The organism is Phycicoccus sp. Root563 (genome assembly GCF_001427915.1).
GTDB lineage: Bacteria > Actinomycetota > Actinomycetes > Actinomycetales > Dermatophilaceae > Pedococcus.
Genome location: NZ_LMGM01000002.1, coordinates 228,672 through 251,240, shown reverse-complemented (window position 1 = coordinate 251,240; position 22,569 = coordinate 228,672). Strand labels below are relative to the sequence as shown.

Annotated in this window: 22 protein-coding genes; 15 read left to right on the top strand and 7 right to left on the bottom strand. The window is 71.8% G+C overall.

The features are described from left to right. The first annotated feature begins 13 nt into the window (after positions 1-13). From recA to dapF, 7 genes are all read left to right on the top strand, one after another. Positions 14-1,075 carry a recombinase RecA gene (gene recA / locus ASD62_RS18505; RefSeq protein ID WP_056917884.1) on the top strand — a complete coding sequence of 354 codons (1,062 nt, stop codon included), beginning with the start codon at positions 14-16 and terminating at the stop codon, positions 1,073-1,075. A gap of 33 nt (positions 1,076-1,108) precedes the next feature. Next, on the top strand, positions 1,109-1,756 hold the full coding sequence (locus ASD62_RS18500) for a regulatory protein RecX (RefSeq protein WP_056917687.1): 648 nt from the start codon (positions 1,109-1,111) through the stop codon (positions 1,754-1,756). A 56-nt stretch (positions 1,757-1,812) separates the two neighbouring features. Further along, positions 1,813-2,601 carry a YoaK family protein gene (locus ASD62_RS18495; RefSeq protein WP_235530793.1) on the top strand — a complete coding sequence of 263 codons (789 nt, stop codon included), beginning with the start codon at positions 1,813-1,815 and terminating at the stop codon, positions 2,599-2,601. Positions 2,602-2,698: 97 nt separating this feature from the next. Continuing rightward, a complete protein-coding gene (gene miaB / locus ASD62_RS18490) occupies positions 2,699-4,216 on the top strand; it encodes a tRNA (N6-isopentenyl adenosine(37)-C2)-methylthiotransferase MiaB (RefSeq protein WP_056917686.1) in 1,518 nt (505 codons plus the stop codon). A gap of 21 nt (positions 4,217-4,237) precedes the next feature. After that, a complete protein-coding gene (gene def, locus ASD62_RS18485) occupies positions 4,238-4,834 on the top strand; it encodes a peptide deformylase (RefSeq protein ID WP_056917685.1) in 597 nt (198 codons plus the stop codon). Between the two features lie 10 nt (positions 4,835-4,844). After that, entirely contained in the window at positions 4,845-5,786 is a 942-nt protein-coding gene (gene miaA, locus ASD62_RS18480) for a tRNA (adenosine(37)-N6)-dimethylallyltransferase MiaA (RefSeq protein ID WP_056917684.1), read from the top strand. Then, positions 5,779-6,642 (top strand): diaminopimelate epimerase, encoded by an 864-nt coding sequence (gene dapF / locus ASD62_RS18475; RefSeq protein ID WP_056917882.1) that lies wholly within the window; start codon positions 5,779-5,781, stop codon positions 6,640-6,642. Before miaA ends, dapF begins: the two co-directional genes overlap by 8 nt. 52 nt (positions 6,643-6,694) lie before the next feature. On the opposite strand, the gene ASD62_RS18470 is transcribed toward dapF, so the two are convergent. Continuing rightward, on the bottom strand, positions 6,695-7,315 hold the full coding sequence (locus ASD62_RS18470; RefSeq protein WP_056917683.1) for a class I SAM-dependent methyltransferase: 621 nt from the start codon (positions 7,313-7,315) through the stop codon (positions 6,695-6,697). A gap of 84 nt (positions 7,316-7,399) precedes the next feature. Between ASD62_RS18470 and hflX the strand changes: the two genes are divergently transcribed. From hflX to ASD62_RS18455, 3 genes are read left to right on the top strand one after another with little or no spacing between them, the layout of a single operon-like run. Then, positions 7,400-8,851, top strand: a complete 1,452-nt coding sequence (gene hflX / locus ASD62_RS18465; protein ID WP_056917682.1) for a GTPase HflX — start codon at positions 7,400-7,402, stop codon at positions 8,849-8,851. A 13-nt stretch (positions 8,852-8,864) separates the two neighbouring features. After that, positions 8,865-9,353 (top strand): GNAT family N-acetyltransferase, encoded by a 489-nt coding sequence (locus ASD62_RS18460; RefSeq protein WP_056917681.1) that lies wholly within the window; start codon positions 8,865-8,867, stop codon positions 9,351-9,353. Positions 9,354-9,375: 22 nt separating this feature from the next. Next, entirely contained in the window at positions 9,376-10,251 is an 876-nt protein-coding gene (locus tag ASD62_RS18455; protein WP_056917680.1) for an SDR family oxidoreductase, read from the top strand. A 96-nt stretch (positions 10,252-10,347) separates the two neighbouring features. Here ASD62_RS18455 and ASD62_RS18450 read toward each other — a convergent pair whose 3' ends face one another. Then, on the bottom strand, positions 10,348-12,975 hold the full coding sequence (locus ASD62_RS18450; protein ID WP_082553373.1) for an RNA helicase: 2,628 nt from the start codon (positions 12,973-12,975) through the stop codon (positions 10,348-10,350). Positions 12,976-13,045: 70 nt separating this feature from the next. Here ASD62_RS18450 and ASD62_RS18445 point away from each other — a divergent pair, with 70 nt between their 5' ends. Together ASD62_RS18445 and ASD62_RS18440 are read left to right on the top strand one after the other, a co-directional pair. Continuing rightward, positions 13,046-14,095: a GNAT family N-acetyltransferase gene (locus ASD62_RS18445; protein ID WP_056917679.1), complete on the top strand. Its 1,050-nt coding sequence runs from the start codon at positions 13,046-13,048 to the stop codon at positions 14,093-14,095. A gap of 57 nt (positions 14,096-14,152) precedes the next feature. Then, complete coding sequence (locus ASD62_RS18440; RefSeq protein ID WP_056917880.1) at positions 14,153-16,435, top strand: ATP-dependent DNA helicase; 2,283 nt, start codon at positions 14,153-14,155, stop codon at positions 16,433-16,435. A gap of 24 nt (positions 16,436-16,459) precedes the next feature. On the opposite strand, the gene ASD62_RS18435 is transcribed toward ASD62_RS18440, so the two are convergent. After that, entirely contained in the window at positions 16,460-16,810 is a 351-nt protein-coding gene (locus ASD62_RS18435) for a hypothetical protein (RefSeq protein ID WP_056917678.1), read from the bottom strand. An 18-nt stretch (positions 16,811-16,828) separates the two neighbouring features. Between ASD62_RS18435 and ASD62_RS18430 the strand changes: the two genes are divergently transcribed. From ASD62_RS18430 to rpsT, 3 genes are all read left to right on the top strand, one after another. Then, entirely contained in the window at positions 16,829-17,308 is a 480-nt protein-coding gene (locus ASD62_RS18430; protein WP_056917677.1) for an XdhC family protein, read from the top strand. A 31-nt stretch (positions 17,309-17,339) separates the two neighbouring features. Beyond that, positions 17,340-18,311, top strand: coding sequence for a DNA polymerase III subunit delta (gene holA / locus ASD62_RS18425; protein WP_235530792.1), 972 nt, complete (start codon positions 17,340-17,342; stop codon positions 18,309-18,311). 198 nt (positions 18,312-18,509) lie between these two features. Further along, a complete protein-coding gene (rpsT, locus tag ASD62_RS18420; RefSeq protein ID WP_056917676.1) occupies positions 18,510-18,770 on the top strand; it encodes a 30S ribosomal protein S20 in 261 nt (86 codons plus the stop codon). A gap of 125 nt (positions 18,771-18,895) precedes the next feature. Here the strand turns inward: rpsT and ASD62_RS18415 are convergent, their stop codons facing one another. From ASD62_RS18415 to ASD62_RS18400, 4 genes are all read right to left on the bottom strand, one after another. Further along, positions 18,896-19,762: a lysozyme gene (locus ASD62_RS18415; protein ID WP_056917675.1), complete on the bottom strand. Its 867-nt coding sequence runs from the start codon at positions 19,760-19,762 to the stop codon at positions 18,896-18,898. A gap of 214 nt (positions 19,763-19,976) precedes the next feature. Continuing rightward, on the bottom strand, positions 19,977-20,576 hold the full coding sequence (locus ASD62_RS18410) for a type II toxin-antitoxin system PemK/MazF family toxin (protein WP_056917674.1): 600 nt from the start codon (positions 20,574-20,576) through the stop codon (positions 19,977-19,979). Between the two features lie 30 nt (positions 20,577-20,606). Continuing rightward, the gene (locus tag ASD62_RS18405) at positions 20,607-21,596 is read right to left on the bottom strand and encodes a phosphotransferase family protein (RefSeq protein WP_056917673.1); all 990 of its coding nucleotides are present in this window, start codon (positions 21,594-21,596) and stop codon (positions 20,607-20,609) included. Further along, the gene (locus ASD62_RS18400; RefSeq protein ID WP_056917672.1) at positions 21,593-22,528 is read right to left on the bottom strand and encodes a M48 family metallopeptidase; all 936 of its coding nucleotides are present in this window, start codon (positions 22,526-22,528) and stop codon (positions 21,593-21,595) included. Before ASD62_RS18400 ends, ASD62_RS18405 begins: the two co-directional genes overlap by 4 nt. Between the last annotated feature and the right edge of the window lie 41 nt (positions 22,529-22,569).

Below are 22,569 nucleotides of genomic sequence, written 5' to 3'. Positions count from 1 at the left end.
AACGGTGGCCAAGATGTCCGGTGGCAACACTGCAACAGTGGACCAGAAGGCGAAGTCGCTCGACTCCGTCATGGGGCAGATCGAGAAGAACTTCGGCAAGGGCGCCGTGATGCGCCTCGGTGACGACGTCCGTCCGCCCATCGACGTGATCCCCACGGGGTCGATCGCGCTCGACGTGGCCCTCGGTATCGGCGGGCTCCCGCGCGGTCGGGTCGTGGAGATCTACGGGCCGGAGTCCTCCGGCAAGACGACCGTCGCCCTGCACGCCGTGGCCAGTGCCCAGCGAGCCGGTGGCATCGCGGCGTTCATCGACGCCGAGCACGCCCTCGACCCCGACTACGCCAAGAAGCTCGGTGTCGACACCGACGCCCTCCTCGTCAGCCAGCCCGACACGGGCGAGCAGGCGCTCGAGATCGCCGACATGCTGATCCGCTCCGGCGCCATCGACATCATCGTCATCGACTCGGTCGCAGCCCTCGTGCCGCGCGCCGAGATCGAGGGCGAGATGGGCGACAGCCACGTGGGCCTGCAGGCGCGCCTGATGTCCCAGGCCCTGCGCAAGCTCACCGGTGCCCTGAACACCACCGGCACCACGGCGATCTTCATCAACCAGCTCCGCGAGAAGATCGGCGTCATGTTCGGCTCGCCCGAGACGACCACGGGTGGCAAGGCGCTGAAGTTCTACGCCTCGGTCCGCCTGGACGTCCGTCGCATCGAGACGCTCAAGGACGGCAGCGAGCCCGTCGGCAACCGCACCCGCGTCAAGGTCGTCAAGAACAAGGTGGCCCCGCCGTTCAAGCAGGCCGAGTTCGACATCCTCTACGGGCAGGGCATCTCCCGCGAGGGTGGCCTCATCGACATGGGTGTCGAGCACGGCTTCGTCCGCAAGGCCGGCGCCTGGTACACCTACGAGGGCGACCAGCTCGGCCAGGGCAAGGAGAACGCGCGCCAGTTCCTCAAGGACAACCCCGACCTCGGCAACGAGATCGAGAAGAAGGTCAAGGAGAAGCTCGGCATCGGACCGCAGGTCGACAAGCCTGCCGACGCGATCCCCGAGGTCCCGGTCGAGTTCTGAGCCGCGGCTCACCCGACCGACGACTGAACCCGCATGACTGATCGACACGCTGCGGCAAGGGCTGCCCTCGAGGCCGCCCTTGCCGCAGCGTCGTCCGGCCCGGCAGCACCCGAGCCCGCCCGCCGCCCGCGCCGCTCGAAGGCCTGGCAACCCATCCCCGGTGACCCAGAGAGCGACCTGCAGACCCGCGACTCCGAGCCGGATGCCCACGACGTCGCCCGCCAGATCGTGCTGCGGCAGCTGGCCATGGCGCCACGGAGCCGCAAGCAGCTGCGCGACAAGCTCAAGCAGCGGGAGTGCCCCGACGACGTCGCCGAGGCCGTGCTCGACCGGATGACCGAGGTCGGCCTGATCGACGACGAGGCGTTCGCAGGCATGCTGGTGCGGTCGCAGCAGGCCGGCCGTGGACTGGCCAAGCGCGCCCTGGCCCGCGAGCTGCGGACCAAGGGTGTCGACGACGAGACCGCCCGAGCCACGCTCGACGCGATCGACCCGAATGCCGAGCGCGACCAGGCCGAGCGCCTCGTCGCCAAGAAGCTGCGCTCCATGCACGGGCTCGACGTGCTCGTGCAGAAGCGCCGGCTGGCCGGGATGCTGGCCCGCAAGGGGTACCCGGCCGACCTGTCGATGGCCGTCATCCGCGACGCCCTGGCGCTGGCGCAGGAGCACCAACGCGACTGAGTGACCAGGTCCTGCGAGTGGGCGGACAGGTCCGCGCACGCACCTAGGCTGCAGTCGTGGAGCCCCTGCCGCACGTCCGGCCGAGCCAAGCTCGGTCGAGCCTGGCTCGGCGTGCCCGGGCCTACCTGGTCGGGGCCGCCGACGCCGCGCGTTCCGAGCAGGCCAACCGCCACCTGGCCAACCTGCTCGCCCTCATCGCAGGCACGCTGAACTCCGTCGGCTTCGTCGCGGTCTCGGTCTACACCTCGCACATGACCGGGCTCACCGCATCGGTGGCCGACCACCTCGTGCTCGGGGCCTACTCGGTGGTCGGGGTGGGGCTGTTGGCGATCGGGTCGTTCGTCCTCGGGGCGATGGCCTGCGCCGTCCTGTTCAACTGGGGCCGTCGACGCGGGTTGCGGGGGAGGTACGCGAACGTCCTGGTCGTCGAGGCCCTGCTCGTGCTCGTCTTCGGTGGCGCGGCCGACCTGCTGGTGTGGCGCCACCGCACCATGGTGTTCGTGGCCGTGCTCTGCTTCACCATGGGCCTGCAGAACGCCATCATCACCAAGATCTCGCAGGCCCAGATCCGGACCACGCACGTGACCGGCATGGTCACCGACATCGGGATCGAGCTCGGCAAGCTCGTCTACCGCAGCCGGCGCGCCGGGCTGGAGCCGGTGCGGGCCGACCTGTCGAAGCTGTCGATGCTCTCGGTGCTCGTCGGACTGTTCTTCGTCGGCGGGCTCGTCGGTGCAGCGGGCTACCTCGCGATCGGCTTTCCCGTGCTGCTCGTCCCGGCCGTGGTGCTGCTCGCGGTGGCCCTGCCACCCGTCCTGGCCGACCTGCGCCGCATCCGCAGCTGACCGCCCGTCGTCAACCGGCCACCCGGGGAGCCCACGCCGTGGACACGGGGGAGCGCGGCGCCCGGGAACGCCTGCACCACGTACCCTTGCCGGTGCGATGACCACACAGACGACGCAGAAGACCTACGACGTGCGCACCCACGGGTGCCAGATGAACGTGCACGACTCCGAGCGCCTCGCCGGCCTGCTCGAGACGGCCGGGTACGTCGACGTCAACAGCGTGCCCGCGGGCGACCGCCCCTCCGCCGCGGACGTGGTCGTGTTCAACACCTGCGCCGTGCGCGAGAACGCCGACAACAAGCTGTACGGCAACCTCGGCCAGCTGCGACCCGAGAAGACCGCGAACCCCGACATGCAGATCGCGGTCGGTGGGTGCATGGCCCAGAAGGACCGCGCCACCATCGTCGAGCGGGCGCCCTGGGTGGACGTCGTGTTCGGCACCCACAACATCGGCAGCCTCCCGGCGCTGCTCGAGCGGGCCCGCCACAACCGCGAGGCGCAGGTCGAGATCCTCGAGAGCCTCGAGGTCTTCCCGTCGACGCTGCCGACGCGGCGTGACTCCGCCTACGCCGGCTGGGTCTCGATCTCGGTGGGCTGCAACAACACCTGCACGTTCTGCATCGTCCCGAGCCTGCGCGGCAAGGAGGCCGACCGCCGTCCGGGCGACGTCCTCGCCGAGGTGAAGGCGCTCGTCGAGCAGGGCGTCGTCGAGGTGACGCTGCTCGGCCAGAACGTCAACACCTACGGCGTGGAGTTCGGCGACCGGCTGGCGTTCGGCAAGCTCCTGCGGGCCTGTGGCGAGATCGAGGGCCTGGAGCGGGTGCGCTTCACGAGCCCTCACCCGGCTGCGTTCACCGACGACGTCATCGCCGCGATGGCCGAGACCCCCAACGTCATGCCCAGCCTGCACATGCCTCTGCAGTCGGGGTCCGACCGCGTCCTCAAGGAGATGCGCCGCTCCTACCGCAGCGCCAAGTTCCTCGGCATCCTGGACAAGGTCCGCGCGCAGATCCCGGACGCCGCGATCACCACCGACATCATCGTCGGCTTCCCGGGCGAGACCGAGGCCGACTTCGAGGAGACCCTGCGCGTCGTGCGCGAGTCACGGTTCTCGAGCGCGTTCACGTTCCAGTACTCCATCCGCCCCGGCACACCGGCCGCGACCATGCCCGACCAGCTGCCGAAGGCCGTGGTGCAGGAGCGCTACATGCGCCTGCTCGCCGTGCAGGAGGAGGTCTCCTGGGCGGAGAACCGTCGCCTCGAGGGCCGTGAGGTCGAGGTGCTCGTGGCGACCGGCGAAGGTCGCAAGGACACCGCGACCCACCGCCTGTCCGGCCGTGCACGCGACAACCGCCTGGTCCACTTCGCCGTGCCCGAGGGTGCCGAGCGCCCCCGCCCGGGCGACCTGGTCACCGTCGGGGTCACGTATGGCGCCCCGCACCACCTCGTCGCCGACGCCGCCCTGGAGGGGGGCGCCTGGTCGGTGCGCCGCACCGCCGGTGGCGACGCGTGGGCCGCGCTGCAGGACTCCCCGGTGCCCGGGAAGCCGGCGGTCTCGCTCGGCATGCCCGGCGTCGGCCGACCCGCCGCGGCACCCGCACCCGCCTGCGGCTGACGATCTGGAAGACTCCTCCGCATGACGATCCGGCCCATCGTGATCCTCGGGGAGCCCGTGCTCCACCGACGTGCCGAACCCGTGACGGCGTTCGACGCAGACCTCGCCGAGCTCATCTCCGACATGTTCGAGACCATGGACGCCGCGAACGGTGTCGGCCTCGCGGCTCCGCAGATCGGAGTCGGGCTGCGGGTGTTCACCTGGCAGATGGACAACGACGACGACGTCCCGACGCGGGGCGTGATCGTCAACCCGTTCGTCAGCCCGAGCAAGCCGGCCCAGGAGGACCCCGACCCGCACGAGGAGGTGGAGGGCTGCCTCTCGGTACCGGGGGAGAGCTTCCCGCTCAAGCGGGGTGAGCTCGCCACGGTGACCGGGTTCGACGGCGAGGGCAACGAGATCGCGTTCGAGGCCTCGGGATGGTTCGCGCGGTGCATGCAGCACGAGTACGACCACCTCAACGGTTTCCTCTACGTCGACCGGCTCAACGACAAGTGGGGCAAGAAGGCGCGCAAGGCCACGAAGAAGGCCGGCTGGGGCAAGCCCGGCAGCAGCTGGATGCCCGGGGTCGATCCGGACCCCTTCGGCCACGACGCACCCGACGACCACGACCTGTGACGTCGTACCGGTGACGCGACCCCTGGTCGTCGCTGTCGTCGGCGCCACGGCGACCGGCAAGTCCGACCTCGGCCTCGACCTGGCCGAAGCCCTCGGCGGCGAGGTCGTCAACGCGGACGCCAGCCAGCTCTACCGGGGGATGGACATCGGCACGGCCAAGCTGGCTCCGACCGAGCGGCGCGGCATACCCCACCACCAGCTCGACGTCCTCGAGGTGATCGACGAGGCCTCGGTGGCGGCGTACCAGGCGTCGGCGCGCGAGGACCTCGCCGCGATCCAGTCGCGTAGCCACCACCCGGTCGTCGTCGGCGGGTCGGGGCTGTACGTCCGGGCGGCGCTCGACGTCCTCGAGATCCCTCCGACCGATCCGGCAGTGCGCGCGCGGCTCGAGGCGCAAGCGGCAGAGCTCGGTGCCGCCGCGATGGCCGAGCGGCTGCGTGCCGTGGATCCCGTGGCGATGCGACAGATCGAGCCCAACAACGTCCGCCGTATGGTGCGCGCGCTCGAGGTGGTGGAGCTCACCGGACGGCCGTTCTCGGCGACGATGCCGCGGCGTGAGTTCGTGCAGCCCACCGTGGTCGTGGGCCTGAGGGTGGCCCGTCCCGAGCTCGACGCCCGCATCGCCACGCGCGTGGACGCCATGTGGGAGCACGGTCTGCTCGACGAGGTGCGGGACCTCGCCCGGGTCGGGCTCCGGGAGGGTCGGACCGCGTCACGGGCCCTGGGGTACGCCCAGGCGCTCGCCGAGCTCGACGGCCGGCTCGACGGCGCCCAGGCGAGGGAGGAGACCGTCACGCTCACCCGCCGGTTCGCGCGCCGCCAGGAGTCGTGGTTCGGTCCGGACCACCGGATCCACTGGCTCGACGCCGGGATCGCGGACCGCGAGGACCTCACGGCGCGGGCGCTGGCCGCGGTACGGGCGGCGATCAGGGACAATGGTGGGCATGGCTGACCAGACCCCCTTCACCAAGGGACACGGGACCGAGAACGACTTCGTCCTGGTGCCCGACCTCGAGGGGGCCCGCCCGATCACCGCCGAGCAGGCCGCCCGGCTCGCCGACCGCCGCGCCGGCATCGGTGGCGACGGGGTCATCCGGGTGGTCCCGACGTCGTTCGCCTCCGAACCCGAGGTGCTCGAGCAGGCGAGTGCCGCCCGGTGGTTCATGGACTACCGCAACGCCGACGGCAGCATCGCCGAGATGTGCGGCAACGGCACCCGCGTGTTCGCCGCCTACCTGCGTCGCGAAGGCCTGGAGACGGCTGACGAGTTCGCCATCGCGACCCGTGCCGGGGTGAAGGTCGTCCGGTTCGAGCGACCCGACCTCATCGCCGTCGACCTCGGCACGTGGCGCCTCGCCCAGCCGCAGATCGCGGACGCCGAGGGGTTCGACGCCCTGGTGCACCTCGACGGACACGAACCGCTGTCGGCCCTGACGCTCGACCTCGGCAACCCGCACACCGTCGTGGCCCTGCCCGAGGCGGTCGACCTCGACGCGCTCGACCTGTTCCACGGGCCCGTGGTCAACCCGGAGCCGGAGCACGGCACGAACATCGAGTTCGTCCGGCCCATGGGAGCCGGGCACATCCGGATGCGGGTGCATGAGCGCGGGGTCGGGGAGACCCGCTCGTGCGGCACCGGCGCGGCGGCAGCAGCCCTCGCGACCCGTTTCTGGGCCGGCGACCGGGGCGACTCGTGGACGGTCGACGTCCCCGGCGGCCGCCTCCAGGTACGGATGCTGCCGGACCGTCACGTCGAGCTCGCCGGACCGGCGCTGCTCGTGGCGGACGGCACCACCTCACTCGTCTAGCCTCGGCGCTGGGGCAGCCGCGGCCCTGATCGCGTCCGGCGACGGGGGATGGTCAGGTGGCGGTGCGACGGACCTCGAGGACCCGGAAGCCCTTGTCGAGGGCGAAGCGCCCCACCACATACGCGTCGGCAGGGAGCTGCTCACCGAGCCACTTCTGGAGCGAGTCCGAGCCGAGGTTCTTCTGCACGACGAGGTAGGCGGCGCCGCCCACCGCGAGGCGGGGGAGCCACGTGAGCAGCATGTCGTGCAGGACGGCCTTGCCCACCCGGATCGGTGGGTTGGACCAGATCGCGGCGAACTCCACGTCGGCGGGCACGTCCTGGGGCCGGCAGGCGTGCACCGAACCGAGGTCCAGCGACGCCGCGGTGGTGCGGAGCAGGTCCAGGGCCCGCTCGTTGACGTCGACGCCGTACACGGTCGCCCCGGGCGACCGCAGGGCCAGGGTCAGGGTGATCGGGCCCCAGCCGCAGCCGAGGTCGAGCAGCGCCCCGGTCGTGGGCGGGGCCGGTGCCTCCCGCAGGAGGACAGCGGTGCCCTTGTCGATCCCGTCGGGGCTGAAGATGCCTGCCGCGGTGCGCACGGTGACCTCGCGCCCGGCGAGCTCGACGGTCGTGGAGCGCTGCTGCGCCGCGCTGACCGGCTCGGCGGTGAAGTAGTGGTCGTGGTCGTTCATCGGGGCCAACGCTAGGGCCACCGAGGGGGTGGGGACATAAACGGGTCGCCGCTGCCGTTGAATCGGTGAGACCCTGAGGGAGACATGACACCACGCTCTGACATCTTCGACTTCCGCGCCACCGCGCTCTCCGACGAGGACGACACGCTCGTCACCGGTGAGGAGCACGGCTTCGACGGCGACCAGTACGACCGAGAGGACCGCGCGGCCCTGCGCCGCGTCGCCGGGCTGTCCACCGAGCTCGAGGACGTCACCGAGGTCGAGTACCGCCAGCTGCGCCTCGAGCGCGTCGTGCTCGCCGCCGTGTGGACCGAGGGCTCCGCCGAGGACGCCGACAACTCGTTGCGCGAGCTGGCCGCCCTCGCCGAGACGGCCGGGTCGACCGTGCTCGCCGGTCTCGTCCAGCGCCGGTCCAAGCCCGACACCGGCACCTACCTCGGCTCCGGCAAGGCCATCGAGCTGCGCGACATCGTCATCGCCGAGGGCGCCGACACCGTCATCTGCGACACCGAGCTGACGCCGTCGCAGCGCCGTGCCCTGGAGGACGTCGTCAAGGTCAAGGTCATCGACCGCACCGCCCTGATCCTCGACATCTTCGCCCAGCACGCGAAGTCGAAGGAGGGCAAGGCGCAGGTCGAGCTGGCCCAGCTGCAGTACCTCCTGCCGCGCCTGCGTGGCTGGGGTGAGTCGATGTCCCGGCAGGCCGGTGGCCAGGCGGCCGGTGGCCAGGGCATGGGTTCACGTGGTCCCGGTGAGACGAAGATCGAGCTCGACCGCCGCCGGATCAACACGCGGATGGCCAAGCTGCGCCGCGAGATCAAGGAGATGAAGACCAGCCGCGACACGCGCCGCCTGAGCCGCAAGGCCCACGAGGTGTCCAGCGTCGCCATCGCCGGGTACACCAACGCCGGCAAGTCCTCGCTGCTCAACCGCCTCACGGGGGCCGGTGTCCTCGTCGAGAACCAGCTGTTCGCCACCCTCGACCCGACGGTCCGTCGCGCCGAGACCGAGGACGGTCGCCTCTACACCCTCGCCGACACGGTGGGCTTCGTCCGGCAGCTGCCGACGCAGCTGGTCGAGGCGTTCCGGTCGACGCTCGAGGAGGTGGCCGATGCCGACCTGCTCCTGCACGTCGTCGACGGTTCGCACCCCGACCCCGAGGGCCAGATCAGCGCCGTGCGGGCGGTCCTCGCCGACGTCGACGCCGCGGACGTCAAGGAGGTCATCGTCGTCAACAAGGCCGATGCCGCCGACCCGGAGGTGCTCGACCGGCTCCGTCGCCACGAGAAGCACTGCATCGTCGTCTCGGCCCGCACGGGTGCCGGGCTCGCCGAGCTGCGTGCCCTCATCGCCGACGAGCTGCCCCGGCCCGACATCGACGTCGAGGTGCTGCTGCCGTACGACCGCGGTGACCTGGTGAGCCGCCTCCACGAGGAGGCCGAGGTGCTCTCCAGCGAGCACACCGAACGCGGCACGCACGTCAAGGCGCGCGTCCACCCCGAGCTCGCGTCCGAGCTCGCGGACTTCGCCGCCTGACGGGGAGCGCGTCGTGCAGGTGCGTGCGGGTGGTCTGGACACCCCGCAGGTGGCGGCGCTGCTCGCTGCCCACGTCGAGGACATGCGGCGATACTCCCCGCCCGAGAGCGTGCACACCCTCGACCTCGACCGCCTGCGCACCCCGGACCTCAGCTTCTGGAGCGTCTGGGAGGGCGACGAGGTGCTCGCGTGCGGGGCGCTGCGCGAGCTCGACCCCCGTCACGGGGAGCTCAAGTCGATGCGGACCGCCCCGGCGCACCGGGGTCGGGGCATCGGTGCCCACCTCCTCGACCACCTCGTCGGTGAGGCCACGGCCCGCGGCTACACCCGGCTCAGTCTCGAGACCGGCTCACCGGAGGAGTTCGCCCCCGCCCGGCGCCTCTACGCCCGCCGCGGTTTCGTCGAGTGCGGCCCGTTCGGCCCGTATGCCGCGGACGACTTCAGCGTGTTCATGACCCTCGACCTGGCTGCCGAGCAGCACCGCTCACCGGACCGCCCCTGATCCGGCGGTCTACGCTCGGGCCATGGCCGACGAGCGATCGCAGCACCCGGAACCGACAGCCGCCGGACGCCTCGGGATCACCGGGGTGACCGGTGCGCTGGGTGGGGCGGTGCTCCAGCGGCTGGCCGGGCAGGGAGAGCGCCTCGTCCTGCTGGCCAGGCGCCCTGACGCAGCCCCCTCCGTGCCGGGCGCCGAGGTCCGTCAGGTGGACTACGCCGACACCCCCGCGGTCCGGGAAGCGCTGTCCGGCATCGACACCCTGCTCATGGTCTCGGCCTCGGAGGACGTCGACCGGCTCGGCCAGCACCGCGCATTCGTCGACGCGGCCGCTGCCGCCGGGGTCCGGCACGTCGTCTACACGTCGTTCCAGGGTGCCGCCGCCGACTGCACCTTCACGCTCGGGCGCGACCACTTCGCGACCGAGGAGGCGATCCGGGCCTCGGGCATGGAGTTCACGTTCCTGCGGGACAGCTTCTACGCCGACTTCCTGCCGCTGATGGCCACCGACGGCGTCATCCGTGGCCCGGCCGGTGACGGACGCGTGGCTGCGGTGGCGCGGGAGGACGTCGCGGACGCAGCCGCCGCGGTGCTGGCAGACCCGACGGCCCACGCGGGCGAGACCTACGACCTCACCGGCCCGGAGGCACTCAGCCTGGCCGAGGCCGCCGAGATCGTCACCGAGGTGACCGGCAACCCCACGCGCTACGTAGACGAGACCATCCCCGAGGCCTACGCGTCGCGCGCGTCCTACGGTGCGCCGGACTGGCAGGTCGACGCCTGGGTGTCGACGTACACCGCGATCGCCCGCGGCGAGGTCGAACAGGTCAGCGACGCGGTCGAACGACTCACCGGGCGGCCGGCGACGAGCCTGCGCGAGCTCCTCACGCGCAGCGGCTGATCCATGCGCCGGTGACCCCGGGTCTGTGAGCGATCCCACGGGTCAGGGCGCGTCGGATCGGTCGAAGGCCGGGGTCGGCGTGGCTGCCGTGTTTCGTCAGAGGCGGCGGAGGGCGGTGGTCAGGACGACCGGTTCGCCGGCCTCGTCCGAGGCGTCGAGGTCGACGGTCGCCTCGATCACCCAGTCGTGGTCGCCCTCGGGGTCCTCGAGCGTCTGGCGGGCCAGCCACAGGCGGTGGTCGCCCTCGGGCTCGTTCTCGCCGGGCGCCGGACCCGTGGCCGGGGAGAGGTGCAGCAGTGCCGGGCCGCGGGCCGCGCCGTCGGTGCCGATGGTGTCGTGCTCGGCGTAGTAGGCGCCCAGCGCCTCGTCCCACGCAGCCTCGTCCATGATCGCGTGACGCGGCGGCTCGGGGATCGACGCCGCAGCCTCTTCCAGGGCGGCGAGGTCGCGGAACCGGTCGCGGGATGCGAGCTCGACGCGGCGGAACATGGCGTTGCGCACCATGACCCGGAAAGCCTTCTCGTTGAACGTGATCGGGCGACTGGCCCGTGTTCCACCATGCGCCGCGAGGCGTTCGAGCTCGTCGAGCCGAGCGTTCGCGTCGGGGTCGGTGAGCGCCTCCCACTCGTCGAGCAGAGAGGAGTCGGTCTGTCGGACGGTCTCACCCAGCCACTCGTGCAGATCCTCGAAGGCCTCGCTGCGGTGTGCCTCGGGGACCGTCTGGCGCAGGGTCCGGTAGGCGTCGGTGAGGTAGCGCAGGACCAGGCCCTCGGACCGGGCGAGCTGGTAGAACGCCACGAACTCCGTGAACGTCATCGCACGCTCGTACATGTCGCGCACGATCGACTTCGGTGACAGCGCCGACTCGGAGACCCACGGGTGGCTCTGCCGGAAGATCTCGAACGTGGCGTCGAGCAGCTCGGCCAGCGGCTTGGGCCACGACACGTCCTCGAGCAGCTGCATCCGCTCCTCGTACTCGACGCCGTCGGCCTTCATCTCACCGACGGCCTCGCCCCGGGCCTTGTACTGCTGCTGCATCAGGATCTGCCGCGGGTCGTCGAGGATCGCCTCGATGACCGACACGATGTCGAGCGCGTGGGTCGGCGACTCGGGGTCGAGGACGTCGAGCGCGGCCAGGGCGAGCGGCGCCAACGGCTGGTTGAGGGCGAAGTCGTCGGCAAGCTCCTCCCGGACGGCGATGGTGCGCCCGTCGGGACCGGGCGGGTCGACGCGGTGGAGCACACCGGTGTCGAGCAGGCTGCGGCCCAACGTGATGGCTCGCCGCGCGAGACGCGCCTGGTTCCGCGGGGACTCGTGGTTGTCGCGGAGCAGCCGGGCGAGGGCCGTGATCGGGTCGCCCGGCCGCTGCACGAGGTTGAGGATCATCGAGTGGTCGACCCGCATGCGGGACACGAGCGGCTCGGGCTCCGCGGCGACGAGCTTGTCGTACGTCTGCTCGGTCCACGACACCTCGCCGTCGGCAGGCTTGCGACGCTGCACCTTGCGTCGCTTCTTGGGGTCGTCGCCGGCCTTGGCGAGGTTCTTCTCGTTCTCGATCACGTGCTCGGGCGCCTGGATGACCACCGATCCACTCGTGTCGAAGCCGGCCCGTCCTGCTCGGCCGGCGATCTGGTGGAACTCGCGCGCCTTGAGGATCCGCTGGCGGGACCCGTCGAACTTCACCAGCCCGGTGAACAGCACGGTCCGGATCGGCACGTTGATGCCGACACCGAGGGTGTCCGTGCCGCAGATGACCTTGAGCAGGCCGTCCTGGGCCAGCTGCTCGACGAGCCGCCGGTACCGCGGCAGCATCCCTGCGTGGTGGACGCCGATCCCCGCGCGGACGAGGCGGGACAGGGTCTTCCCGAACCCCGCCGTGAACCGGAACCCGGCGATCCTCTCGGCGATCGCCTCCTTGTCGGCCTTGAGCGAGGACTTCATCCCGACGAGGGCCTGGGCCTGCTCCAGGGCCGACACCTGGGTGAAGTGGACGATGTAGACCGGCGCCTGGTGGGTGGTCAGGAGCTCCTCGATCGTCTCCGGCAGGGAGGTCATCGCCCAGGAGAAGCTCAGCGGGATGGGCCGCTCGGTCCCGGTGACCAGGGCGGTGGGACGACCGTTGCGCCGCGTCAGGTCCTCGGCGAGCTCGGTCATGTCGCCGAGGGTCGCCGACATGAGCAGGAACTGCGCCTGCGGGAGCTCGAGCAGCGGCACCTGCCAGGCCCAGCCCCGGTCCGGCTCGGCGTAGTAGTGGAACTCGTCCATGACGACCAGGCCGACATCGGCGTCCTTGCCCTCGCGCAGCGCGATGTTGGCGAGGATCTCGGCGGTGCAGCAGATGATGGGGGCGTCGGGGTTCACCGAGGCGTCGCCGGTGAGCATGCCCACCTCGGACGCGCCGAACACCTCGCACAGGGCGAAGAACTTCTCGCTCACCAGGGCCTTGATCGGAGCCGTGTAGAAGCTCACCCGGTCGCCGGCGAGCGCGGCGAAGTGCGCGCCCGTCGCGACGAGCGACTTGCCCGAGCCGGTGGGCGTCGACAGCACGACGTTCTCCCCGGCGAGCAGGGCGATCAGCGCCTCGTCCTGGTGGGGGTAGAGCGGGAGGCCCCGCTGCGTCGCCCACGCCGAGAACGCGTCATACGCCTCGTCGGGGCCGGCTGCGGCGCCATCGAGCAGGTCAGGCAGGGACGGGGTGGTGGCGGCTGCCTGGTCGGTGCTCATCGCCACCATCCTCTCAGGGGGCGCCGCCGGTCGTCCCCACCGTGTCGGGGGCGCGTGCTTGGCTGGACCCATGGCCTTCGAGACGACGACGGCGCGCCTGCACCTGCGGCGCCCGACCGAGGCGGACCGCGACTTCCACTCCACCGTGCACAGCGACCCGCGCCTCTACGCGCACGCCCCGCACGTGCTCGGGACGCCCGCGACCAACGCCGCCTTCTTCGAGGCGATCCTCGCGCACTGGGCGGAGCACGGGTTCGGCTACTGGGTCGCCCAGGACCGCGACTCCGGTATGCCGTTGGGCTGGGTCGGCGTGAAGCAGCAGGACGGGTACCTCAACCTCTACTACCGGTTCGTGCCCGAGGCACACGGCCGTGGCCTGGCCCGGGAGGCAGCCCGGGCCGCCGTCGCGATGGCGACCGAGTGGCATCCGCACGACCCCGTCCGTGCGGTCGTCAAGGACCACAACCCCGCCTCGGTCCGGACGGCCGAGTCCGCGGGACTCCTCCGCACCGGTGCCCGGATGGTGCTGGCCGACGACCTCCCGGACGAGCCCGACTCGGCGGTGTTCGAGGCGCCGCGGGTGTCCCGGCTCGAGACGCTCGACGACGGTGTGCGGGCGGAGGTGCTGGCCCTGTGGACGGCGGTGAACGACGCCGGGGGAGCGGTCGGCTTCCTGCCCGGCGCCCCGTCCGAGCGGGTGGCGAGCGCACTGGCTGCCCACGAGGAGCAGATGGCGGCCGGCGCCGCCGTGGCCGGGGCGCTGCGTGAACCAGACGGCACGTTGGTGGGCTGGGCCTGGTGGGTGCGGACCGCCAACCCCCTCCTGCACCACGGGCGCTGGCTCTACCGCGTCATGGTGGACCCGACCCGGCAGCGCCGTGGGCTGGGCCTCTCGCTCATGGCGGGGATGCACCGGATCGCGCGCGAGGACGGCGTCGAGCTGCTCCAGCTCGGGGTGCGCAGCGGGTCGGGGGCGAGCGGGTTCTACGCTCGGTGCGGCTACACCGAGGTCGGCCGCATCCCGGGGGCGATCCGGGTGGCACCGGGCGACGACCGCGACGACGTGACCATGGCCAGGCGGGTCGACGGCCGCCCCCTCGTGCCGCACGGTGGAGCCTGACCAGGACGCTGGGGACGCCTGGCACGAGTGGTCGGTGACACGGCATACCCTGTCCGGGTGGCTTCCCTCGACGACCTCCTGCACGCTGCCGTCCAGGGAGTCGGGGGAGTCGAACGCCCCGGCCAGGTCGAGATGGCCCATGCGGTCGCGGACGCGATCGAGAAGGACGAGCACCTGCTCGTGCAGGCGGGCACCGGCACCGGGAAGTCCCTCGCCTACCTGATTCCGGCGGTGATGCACGCCCAGAAGACCGGCAAACCCGCGGTCATCGCGACGGCCACCCTGGCGCTGCAGGCCCAGATCGTCGACCGCGACATGCCCCGCCTTGCCGAGGCCATCGCCCCGATCCTCGGTCGCCAGCCCACCTACGGCCTGGTCAAGGGCCGCCGCAACTACCTGTGCGCCCACAAGCTCGAGGGCGGCTTCCCCGACGAGGACGAGGGGCTGTTCGGGGTCGGCGAGGTGGACAAGGCCGCTTCCCGCCTCGGGCAGGAGGTCGTCCGGCTGCGCGAGTGGGCCGACACGACCGAGTCCGGCGACCGCGACGAGCTCGTCCCCGGCGTGAGTGAACGGGCCTGGCGACAGGTGTCGGTCAGCGCGCACGAGTGCATGGGCAGCAAGTGCCCCGCCCTGGCCGACTGCTTCGTCGAGCGCTCGCGGGAGGCGGCCAAGGAGTGCGACGTCATCGTCACGAACCACTCGTTCATGGCGATCGACTCCTTCGAGGGGCGGCAGATGCTGCCCGAGCACGACGTCCTCGTCGTCGACGAGGGCCACGAGCTCGTCGACCGCGTCACCTCCACGATCACCGACGAGATCACCGGCCCGATGGTGGCAGCGGCCGCCAAGCGCGCCGGTCGGATGGCCGACTCGGCCGAGACCGTCGACGACGCGGCCGACTACCTCGCCGGGGTCCTCGACGAGCTGCCCGAGGGCAAGCTCGGCGGCATACCGGACTCGCTGGCCATGGCCCTCGCCCGGGTGCGCGACACCTCACGGCAGGTGATGACCGAGCTGAAGCCCGAGAAGGGGGTGGAGGCCGACGGGGCCCGCAAGGTCGCGCAGGCCGCGATCGAGGAGGTGTTCGAGAACTCCTCCCGCATCCTCGAGGAGCGGGACCTCGACGTCGTCTGGCTCAACCGCGACCCGCGCCGCGGATCGATCCTTCGGGTGGCGCCCATGAGCGTGGCGATGTTGCTGCGCGACAAGGTCTTCGGTGACCGCACCGTCGTCATGACGTCGGCGACGCTCGAGCTCGGCGGCACGTTCGACGCGGTGGCCGGGACGATGGGCCTGCGGGGCGAGGGGGCGCCCGAGTGGCGTGGTCTCGACGTCGGCAGCCCGTTCGACTACCCCCAGCAGGCCATTGCCTACGTCGCCCAGCACCTCCCCGCGCCGGGGCGCGACGGCATCAGCGAGCAGACCCTCGACGAGATCGAGGCGCTGATCCGCGCCTCCGGCGGCAGGGCGCTCGGCCTGTTCTCGTCGATGCGCGCGGCCCGTGACGCGACCGAGGCGATGCGCGAGCGCTTCGACGGCGAGATCGGGTTCCTCTGCCAGGGCGAGGACCAGATCACCACGCTGGTGCGGCAGTTCGCGCGCGACCCGAAGACCTGCCTCTTCGGCACCCTGACGTTGTGGCAGGGCGTCGACGTCCCCGGGTCGTCGTGCCAGCTCGTCATCATCGACCGCATCCCGTTCCCGCGACCCGACGACCCGTTGTCGTCCGCGCGCTCGCAGGCCATTGCCCGCATGGGTGGCAACGGGTTCATGGCCGTCTCGGCGACGCATGCCGCCCTGCGCCTCGCCCAGGGGGCCGGTCGCCTCATCCGCCGCGCCGACGACCGTGGGGTCGTCGCCTTCCTCGACTCCCGCATGATCACGGCGCGGTATGCCGGGTTCCTCCAGAAGTCGCTGCCCCCGTTCTGGCCGACGACCGACCGCGACCGGGTGCTGGCCGCCCTCAAGCGCCTCGACGAGACGGCGGCCGCACCGCTGACCGTGCACGAGCCGGCCTTGCGCGGCGTCACCGGCGCGGTCGCCGGGACGACGATGGGACGCACGGGTGAGGACGCGGCAGAGCACCCGCGTCCGGCCGAGCCGGCCGCGGACCCCCGCCCGGTCGCGCAGGACCCGCCACCCGCCGACACGTCCCGGACCGCGGTGACCCAGGGCTTCGCCTGGACGCCGGAGTCCGACGAGGAGCTGCGCGACGGGGTCGAGCTGGGCCTGGACCTCGCCGAGCTCGCCGAGAGCCTCGAGCTGCCCGAGGACGTCATCGCCGCCCGGCTCAAGGGGCTCGGCCTCGAGACCGGCGCTGCCGCGATGAAGTTCGACTGACCCGAGCACGGGCTCGGACCCGGCTCAGCCGGAGGTGCGGTCGAGGAGCTGCAGGAGGTCGTGGGCCGCAAGCTCGACGTCCTTGTGCCGCCACTCCGAGGCGCGGTACACGCAGGCGATCAGCGCGCTGCGGTGCACCCGTCGGAAGTCGCCTGCCACGAACGCGTAGCGCGCCTTCGTCTCGTCGTTCGCCCCCTCGGTGAGCCCGAGGTGCCAGGCGCCGTAGGCCTCCCAGTCGTGCTTCTCGAGGTAGGCGTTCTGGGCCTCGGCGTCGGGCTGGACGTCCCCCCAGTTGCTGTCGAGGACGTACTGCCGGGCCTCGATCAGGAGGGTCACGTGGTCGACGGCCGCGGAGTTCACCGTGTACTTCGCCATACGGGTGATACTGGCCCCATGGACGACACCCCGCACCTGCTGCTCGTCGGAGACGGACCGGTCGTCGAGGCCCTGACCGCCCTGTGCGTGCCGATGGGTTGGACCACCACGGTGTCGGCCGAGCAGGTGGCCGTAGGACCCGAGCACGATGCCGTCGTGGTCACCAGTCACCACGAAGGAGTGGACGGACCGGTCCTGCGCGACGCGCTCGCAGCCGGCACGGCATACGTGGGGGCGATGGGGTCGCGGAAGACCCAGGCGCGGCGCAGGGAGTGGTTGCTCGCCCACGACGTGTCCGAGGACTCGTTGGCGACCCTGCACGCCCCCATCGGCCTCGACATCGGCGCGCAGGCGCCGGGGGAGATCGCCGTGGCGATCCTCGCGGAGGTCGTGGCGGTACGCCGCGGCGCGGGCACGGCGGTCACGTCTGTGGCTGACCGGGACGGGGCCATCCACCCCGAGCTCGCACCCGGCGAGGCGTACTGCCCGGGCGGCTGAGGCTGTCCCCGGGCCGTGGCAGGCTGACCCCGTGACCACCACCGCGACCTCCGTGCCGCCGCTCGTGCTCATCACCGGCCCGGAGCAGGTGATCGCCGACCGCGCGCTCGCCTCGACCCTCGACGAGCTCCGCCAGGGTGACCCGGACCTCGAGGTCGTGCGTCTCTACGCCGCCACCTACGAGGCAGGCTCGCTGGGCATGCATGCGAGCCCATCGCTGTTCGGCGGCTCGAAGGCGATCGTCGTGCACGACCTCGACGAGGCCCCGGACGAGCTGCAGGAGGACCTCCTCGCCTTCCTCGCCGCCCCGGAGGCGGACGTGACGCTGGTGGTCACCCACAAGACGGGTCAGCGCGGCAAGAAGGTGCTCGACACGATCAAGAAGTCGCAGTCCCGGTTGGTCGAGGCTCCGGCCATCAAGTCCGACCGCGACAAGACCGACTTCGCGATGCACGAGTTCCGCCGGGCAGGCCGCAAGGCCACGCCCGATGCCGTGCGGGCGCTCATCGAGGCCGTGGGCAAGGACGTCCGCGAGCTCGCTGCCGCCTGCTCGCAGCTCGTCGCCGACACCACGGGAACCATCGACGACCAGCTCGTCGCCAAGTACCACGGTGGCAAGGTCGAGGCGAGCGGCTTCCGCGTCGCCGACGCCGCGGTGGCCGGCAACGCGGGGGAGGCCCTGCGCCTGCTGCGCCACGCCATCGCCACCGGCGTCGACCCCGTCCCGATCGTGGCGGTCCTCGCCCAGCAGCTGCGCCAGCTGGTCAAGGTCGGCGCCGCCGGCCGCGGGCGCTCCGCCGACGTCGCGCGCGACCTCGGTATGGCGCCGTGGCAGGTCGACAAGGCCCGCCGGGGACTGTCCGGCTGGGGTCCGGAGGGCCTGGCCGACTCGATCCAGGCCGTCGCGCTGGCGGACTTCGAGGTCAAGGGCGGCGGTCGTGACCCCGTCTACGCCGTCGAGCGCGCCATCCTCACCATCACCTCCGCGCGGAACGGCCGCTGACCTGCGGGTCCGTCGGGCCGAGGGACGTTTTGGGGGTGGAGGCTCCTCGCTGGTAGATTTACCCGTCGCGTGCGCGCATGGTCGTGTGCGCATGCAAGCACCACCCAGAGCGTCTCAACCACGGGTGCCCCACGCCCGGTCCCGAGATGCTTCTGCCGCCCTCTAACGGCAACCACCGACCAACCAAGAGAGACACACGTGGCAAACATCAAGTCCCAGCTCAAGCGGATCAAGACGAACCGCACGGCGACCGAGCGCAACAAGGCCGTCAAGAGCGAGCTCAAGACCTTCATCCGCAAGTTCCAGACGGCCGCTGCTGCGGGCGACAAGGACGCGGCAGCGGAGGCGCTCAAGGCTGCCTCGACCAAGCTCGACAAGGCCGTGAGCAAGGGCGTCATCCACGCCAACCAGGCCGCCAACAAGAAGTCGGCCATGGCGAAGAAGGCCAACTCGATCTGATCGAGTCCCTGACATCACGAAGGGGCCCGGTCACCACATGGTGACCGGGCCCCTTCGTCGTCCCTGCCGGAGTGCCCAGCCGACGGGACGACCGGCTGGGCACCCAACCGGAGCGGAGTTCCGGCTCAGCCGAGTGCCAGCCTCTGCAGGCCGGCGAGGTCGCCGTTGAAGTAGTCCTGGTCGACCGGGGTGTCGCTGTACTGCCAGAACGTGTAGTAGGACCAGCCGGCCGGGAGCGTCCCGACGGTGGTGTTGTACCGCGCGATCCACAGCGGGTTCGTCGACGCGAACTGGCTCGTGTTGCCCGTGCAGGTGCTCCACCAGCTCGTGGTCGAGTAGATGACCGCGTCCCGTCCGGTCCGTGCCTTGTAGCGCGAGGTGAAGGCGGCGATCCAGCTGTTCATCGAGGCCTGGCTCAGCCCGTAGCAGGTGGCGCCGTAGGGGTTGTACTCGATGTCGAGCACGCCCGGGAGCGTCTTCCCGTCGCCGGACCAGGCTCCGCCGTCGTCGACGAACCAGTCCGCCTGGGCCGTGCCTGAGGAGTTGTCCGGCAGGGCGAAGTGGTAGGACCCGCGGACCATCCCGACGCCGTAGGACCCGTTGTACTGCTGGGCGAAGTACGGGTTCTGGTACGTCGTGCCCTCGGTGGCCTTGACGTAGGCGAACTTCTTCCCCTGGCCCCAGTAGCTCGCCCAGTCGACGTTGCCCTGCCACTTGGACCCGTCGATGCCGGGCGTCTGGGTGGCGGCCGCCAGGCTCGAGGCCCGGGCAGCCTGCTGCGCGGTGGGCTCGGTCCTGCCCGTGGAGTCCTGCGACCACCCCATGTACGCGTCACCGCCGCGCACTATGCCGGCTCCCCTGGCGTGGTCGGTGGGCCGTGGCGTGCTGGTCGGGCTGGCCGACGACGGTGAGGCCGTGGCGGCGGTGGCCGCGACCAGCGCAGCAGCCGCGGCAGCCAGGGCGATGGCTCGGTGCCGGCGAAGACGCTTCATGGGGTTCCCCTCGGTGGCAGGTGGACGAACACCGCAAAAGGTACAAACGCCAGCGCTCCGACGGGGTCAAGGAAGCGTGAGGGGTTCCCCCGGTGCAGGTCAGGACTCGCCCAAGGTGGGCCGCACCGGCCCCCGGGCGGCCGGGCACGGGGTGACCGAGCCCGGGGTGACCGAGCCCGGTGGGCGGCGAAAGGGGTTCGGCGGTGCTCCGGGCTCAGCCGAGGGCGCGCACGGCGGCGGCCACGGCGTCGAACCTGGCGCGGTCCAGGGTGGCGCCTTCGCGACGCACGGCGGCGGGGTCGACCCGGATGACGCGGTCGAGCCGCACCTCGCTGGGGCGACCGGCCCGGTCCCACGCTCCGCTGCCGATGTCCTGCCAGTGCCGACCCCGGCGTGACTCCTGGGCGGCGTCACGATCGTGGTCCTTGCTCGTGAGCATCAGGGCGAGCAGCCACCCGCCGTCACGGCCGACGAGCAGCACCGGACGGTCCTTGCCCTGGCTGTGGTCCTCCTCGTAGGGCACCCACGTCCACACGATCTCACCCGGGTCCGGTCGGCCATCGGGGTTGGCGGCATACCTCAGGTCGGGGACGCCACTGAAGTCCCCGGGGTAGGACCCGCCCGCGGCGGGGACGGTGCCTCCGCGGGCCGTGCCGCCCCCGGGCGTGCGGCGGGCGGGGGTACGACCAGTGGTGCCGCGGCCGGGGGTGCTGCTCCTGGATCCCGTGCGGCTCCGCAGCCAGCTGCGGGCGCCGTCGCCGACCGCCCGCCCGAGGATCTGTGCCAGCTGTTCGCCGAGCCCGCGTCGTGCCATGGCCGTCACGCTACCGGGACGGGCGCTCGGTCAGCCCGCCCAGCCGCGCCGCTGCGCGAGCAAGTCGAGGCACAGCCGCCCCAGCAACCGCTGGTGGTCGCGGATCGCGTTGAGGGTGGCGGGTGGGGCAGGGTTCCCGGCGTGGCTCAGGAGGTATCCGGCCAGCACGGCCAGGAACGCGTCGATGGCCTCGGGTTCGGTGTCCTGGGTGAGCGGTGATTCCCGGCAGAGCCGGTCCACGTCGATGCCGTCCCTGGCCATCAGCGGCCAGAGGCTCACGAAGTCGGTCCAAGCGGGACCACGGGTGACCCAGTTCCAGTCGACGATGCGCACCTGCCCTGCGGTGTCCAGCAGCAGGTTGTCGGGACGCAGGTCGCAGTGGACGAGCCGGTCGCCCTCGAGCAGCCGGCGGGCGAGGTGCCCGAGCCGGGCCACCTCGCGCATCAGCTCGGGCCGAACCGGCGGCACGGACTCGGGCCAGTCCCGCCTGCCGGCGGCGAGCTCGTCGAGCGTGGTCAGGGCCACCTCGTCACCTCCGACGTCGGCGGCCAGGGACGACGGGGTGAGGGCGGCGACGTCCTCGGGCGGGACGGCGGCCAGGCGCAGGCAGGCGTCGTGGACGACGTCGACCTCGGCGTCGGTCCAGGGCACGCCCGGCATCCGCCCGTCGATGGCCTCGACGACCACGACCTGCCAGTCCTCCAGGCCGGCAGCACCGACGAGGGCCGGTGCGGTCAGACGTCCCTCGAAGCGTTCGAGCCGGCCCAGCACCAGGGCCTCCTGCGGGATGGCCACACGCGCGTGCGGTGCCGCCGGCCCGGCCGCCTTGGCGAACACCCGTCGGCCGTCGGCGAGGTCGAGCAGGGCGGCGAACGCCCCGGTGAAGCCCGAGGTCACGCTGGGCCGTGCCGACGCGACCGGTGACCCGGCCACCTCGGCGAGCAGGGCCCGGACGTCTGCGGGGAGGTCGGCGAACTGGGGGCGACGGGAGGTGCGCAGGTAGTCGACCTGCACCGTCACGCGTTGCTCCTCGGGCGCCACAGCAGCCGACCCGGGCGACGGCGGTCCCGCAACGCGTGCGAGCGCCAGACGAGGACGGGGTGGCTGGCCAGGGCGTTGACCAGCCAGACGAAGAAGCCCTTCTCCGTGGTCGCGCGGTCGGCGAAGGCGTTCACGTCGACGGTGCGGTTGAGGTACTTGCCGGCGGCGAGGGTCGACATCGCACCGGCGCTGCCCTGCGGCACGAGGGAGTAGCCGAAGTTGTCCGCGGTGTACTCCTGGCTGCGGCTCAGCGTCGACCCGAGGAACGGCACCCACTGCGCGCCGCTGATCGCGACGACCCGCCAGTAGCTGGTGTGACCTGCGGCGATGTGGCCGACCTCGTGGCCGATGATGAAGCGCAGCGCGTCGGGCTGCCGGGCCTCGCCACCGATCTCGAACAGGTCGCTGTACAGGAAGATGAACCGCTTGAACCCGTGTCCCGAGGCCGCGGCGTTGATCATGCCGTTGCCCAGCACGACGTAGGCGTCCGGGACCTTCGGCAGGCCGTAGTGGGCGCAGGCGTCGAGGAGCATCCGGTGCGCCTCGGGGTACTGGGTCTCACTGATCTTCACGCCGGTCAGCCGCTGCTGGGCGTAGAGCTGGCCACGGAGGAAGTAGACGAGGACCGGCGCGGCGAGGAGGAGCACGGCATACGGGTCGGGGCTCCGGCGGTCGATGATCGCCGAGGAGATCTCGTAGGCGCAGAACGACCAGACGACGACCGAACCGATGATGACCAGCACCAGGCAGAGGTTCTCCAGCGGGTGGCGCAGGTGGGAGCGCACCCGACGGCGGAACCCCGGGGGAGCGAACGGCCCCGCTGGGCCGGTGGGACCGGCGGGTGACCCGAACTGGTCCAGCGGGTGCGGCTGGCTCGGCTGCGGCTGTGGTGCGTGGGTCTGCTCGGCCATGGTCCCCTCGATGTGTGGTCGGCGTCGGGGTCGATGCTATG